This window comes from Nitrospirillum bahiense (assembly GCF_007828025.1).
Lineage (GTDB): Bacteria > Pseudomonadota > Alphaproteobacteria > Azospirillales > Azospirillaceae > Nitrospirillum > Nitrospirillum amazonense.
Genome location: NZ_VITO01000045.1, coordinates 1 through 3,434 on the forward strand (window position 1 = coordinate 1; position 3,434 = coordinate 3,434).

Genomic DNA, 3,434 nt, shown 5'->3' on the forward strand with positions numbered 1-3,434 from the left:
GCGTCGGTGGGCAGCTACAGCGTTGTGGCCAGCGGTGCGACGGGCACGGGTCTCAGCAACTACTCGGTGAGCTATGCCGACGGCACGCTGACGGTGAACCCGGCCGCACTGACCATCACGGCCAGTGGTGCGACCAAGACTTACGGGACCAGCGCCAGCCTGACGGGGTACAGCAGCAGCGGCCTGGTGAACGGCGACAGCATCAGCGCCGTGACCCTGGCCAGCAGCGGCAGCAGCACGGCCGCGTCGGTGGGCAGCTACAGCATCACCGCCAGCGGTGCCACGGGCACTGGTCTCAGCAACTACTCGGTGAGCTACGCCGACGGCACGCTGACGGTGAACCCCGCGGCGCTGACGATCACGGCCAGCGGTGCCACCAAGACCTATGGCGCCAGCGCCAGCCTGACGGGGTACAGCAGCAGCGGCCTAGTGAACGGCGACAGCATTAGCGCGGTGACCCTGGCCAGTAGCGGCAGTGGCACGGCGGCGTCGGTGGGCAGCTACAGCGTTGTGGCCAGCGGTGCCACGGGCACGGGTCTCAGCAACTACTCGGTGAGCTACGCCGACGGTACGCTGACGGTGAACCCGGCGGCGCTGACCATCACGGCCAGCGGGGCGAGCAAGACCTATGGCACCAGCGCCAGCCTGACGGGGTACAGCAGCAGCGGCCTGGTGAATGGCGACAGCATCAGTGCTGTGACGCTGACCAGCAGCGGCAGCGGCACGGCGGCGTCGGTGGGCAGCTACAGCGTTGTGGCCAGCGGTGCGACGGGCACGGGGCTCAGCAACTACTCGGTAAGCTACGCCGACGGCACGCTGACGGTGAACCCTGCCGCACTGACGATCACGGCCAGCGGGGCAACCAAGACCTACGGGACCAGCGCCAGCCTGACGGGGTACAGCAGCAGCGGCCTGGTGAACGGCGACAGCATCAGCGCCGTGACGCTTGCGTCCAGTGGTTCTGGCACGGCGGCGTCGGTGGGCAGCTACAGCGTTGTGGCCAGCGGTGCCACGGGCACGGGGCTCAGCAATTACTCGGTGAGCTACGCCGACGGCACGCTGACGGTGAACCCCGCGGCGCTGACGATCACGGCCAGCGGTGCCACCAAGACCTATGGCGCCAGCGCCAGCCTGACGGGGTACAGCAGCAGCGGCCTGGTGAACGGCGACAGCATCAGCGCGGTGACGCTGGCCAGCAGCGGCAGTGGCACGGCGGCGTCGGTGGGCAGCTACAGCGTTGTGGCCAGCGGTGCGACGGGCACGGGTCTCAGCAACTACTCGGTGAGCTACGCCGACGGCACGCTGACGGTGAACCCTGCCGCGCTGACGATCACGGCCAGCGGGGCGAGCAAGGCCTATGGCACCAGCGCCAGCCTGACGGGCTACAGCAGCAGCGGCCTGGTGAACGGCGACAGCATCAGTGGTGTGACGCTGGCGTCCAGTGGTTCTGGCACGGCGGCGTCGGTGGGCAGCTACAGCGTTGTGGCCAGCGGTGCTACGGGCACGGGGCTCAGCAATTACTCGGTGAGCTACGCCGACGGCACGCTGACGGTGAACCCGGCCGCACTGACCATCACGGCCAGCGGGGCGAGCAAGACCTACGGGACCAGCGCCAGCCTGACGGGGTACAGCAGCAGCGGCCTGGTGAACGGCGACAGCATCAGCGCGGTGACGCTGGCCAGCAGCGGCAGTGGCACGGCGGCGTCGGTGGGCAGCTACAGCGTTGTGGCCAGCGGTGCGACGGGCACGGGTCTCAGCAACTACTCGGTGAGCTACGCCGACGGCACGCTGACGGTGAACCCTGCCGCGCTGACCATCACGGCCAGCGGGGCGAGCAAGGCCTATGGCACCAGCGCCAGCCTGACGGGCTACAGCAGCAGCGGCCTGGTGAATGGCGACAGCATCAGTGCCGTGACGCTTGCGTCCAGTGGTTCTGGCACGGCCGCTTCGGTGGGCAGCTACAGCGTCGTGGCCAGCGGGGCGACGGGCACGGGGCTCAGCAACTACTCGGTGAGCTACGCCGACGGCACGCTGACGGTGAACCCGGCGGCGCTGACGATCACGGCCAGTGGTGCGACCAAGACCTATGGCGCCAGCGCCAGCCTGACGGGGTACAGCAGCAGCGGCCTGGTGAACGGCGACAGCATCAGCGCCGTGACGCTGGCCAGCAGCGGCAGTGGCACGGCGGCGTCGGTGGGCAGCTACAGCGTTGTGGCCAGCGGCGCCACAGGCACGGGTCTCAGCAACTACTCGGTGAGCTACGCCGATGGCACGCTGACGGTGAACCCGGCGGCGCTGACCATCACGGCCAGCGGTGCGACCAAGACCTATGGCACCAGCGCCAGCCTGACGGGGTACAGCAGCAGCGGCCTGGTGAACGGCGACAGCATCAGTGCGGTGACGCTTGCGTCCAGTGGTTCTGGCACGGCGGCGTCGGTGGGCAGCTACAGCGTTGTGGCCTCGGGCGCCACAGGCACGGGTCTCAGCAACTACTCGGTGAGCTACGCCGACGGCACGCTGACGGTGAACCCGGCGGCGCTGACGATCACGGCCAGCGGGGCGAGCAAGACCTACGGCACCAGCGCCAGCCTGACGGGGTACAGCAGCAGCGGCCTGGTGAACGGCGATACCATCAGCGCTGTCACCCTGGCCAGCAGCGGTAGCAGCACGGCGGCGTCGGTGGGCAGCTACAGCGTTGTGGCCAGCGGTGCGACGGGCACGGGGCTGAGCAACTACTCGGTGAGCTACGCCGATGGCACGCTGACGGTGAACCCGGCGGCGCTGACCATCACGGCCAGCGGGGCGACCAAGACCTATGGCACCAGCGCCAGCCTGACGGGCTATGGCGCCAGCGGCCTGGTGAACGGCGACAGCATTAGTGCGGTGACCTTGGCCAGCAGCGGCAGTGGCACCGCCGCTTCGGTGGGCAGCTACAGCGTTGTGGCCAGCGGCGCGACGGGCACGGGGCTCAGCAACTACTCGGTAAGCTACGCCGACGGCACGCTGACGGTGAACCCTGCCGCACTGACGATCACGGCCAGCGGGGCAACCAAGACCTACGGGACCAGCGCCAGCCTGACGGGGTACAGCAGCAGCGGCCTGGTGAACGGCGACAGCATCAGCGCCGTGACGCTTGCGTCCAGTGGTTCTGGCACGGCGGCGTCGGTGGGCAGCTACAGCGTTGTGGCCAGCGGTGCCACGGGCACGGGGCTCAGCAATTACTCGGTGAGCTACGCCGACGGCACGCTGACGGTAAACCCGGCGGCGCTGACCATCACGGCCAGCGGGGCGACCAAGACCTACGGGACCAGCGCCAGCCTGACGGGGTACAGCAGCAGCGGCTTGGTCAACGGCGACAGCATCAGTGCGGTGACGCTTGCGTCCAGTGGTTCTGGCACGGCGGCGTCGGTGGGCAGCTACAGCGTTGTGGCCAG

The 3,434-nt window shown here is 69.0% G+C and carries 1 protein-coding gene; it reads left to right on the forward strand.

Annotated features, from left to right (window positions below; translation table 11 throughout):
• Window positions 1-3,434: beta strand repeat-containing protein (locus FBZ88_RS30460; RefSeq protein ID WP_281290167.1), on the forward strand; the 3,434-nt coding region annotated here is incomplete at both ends.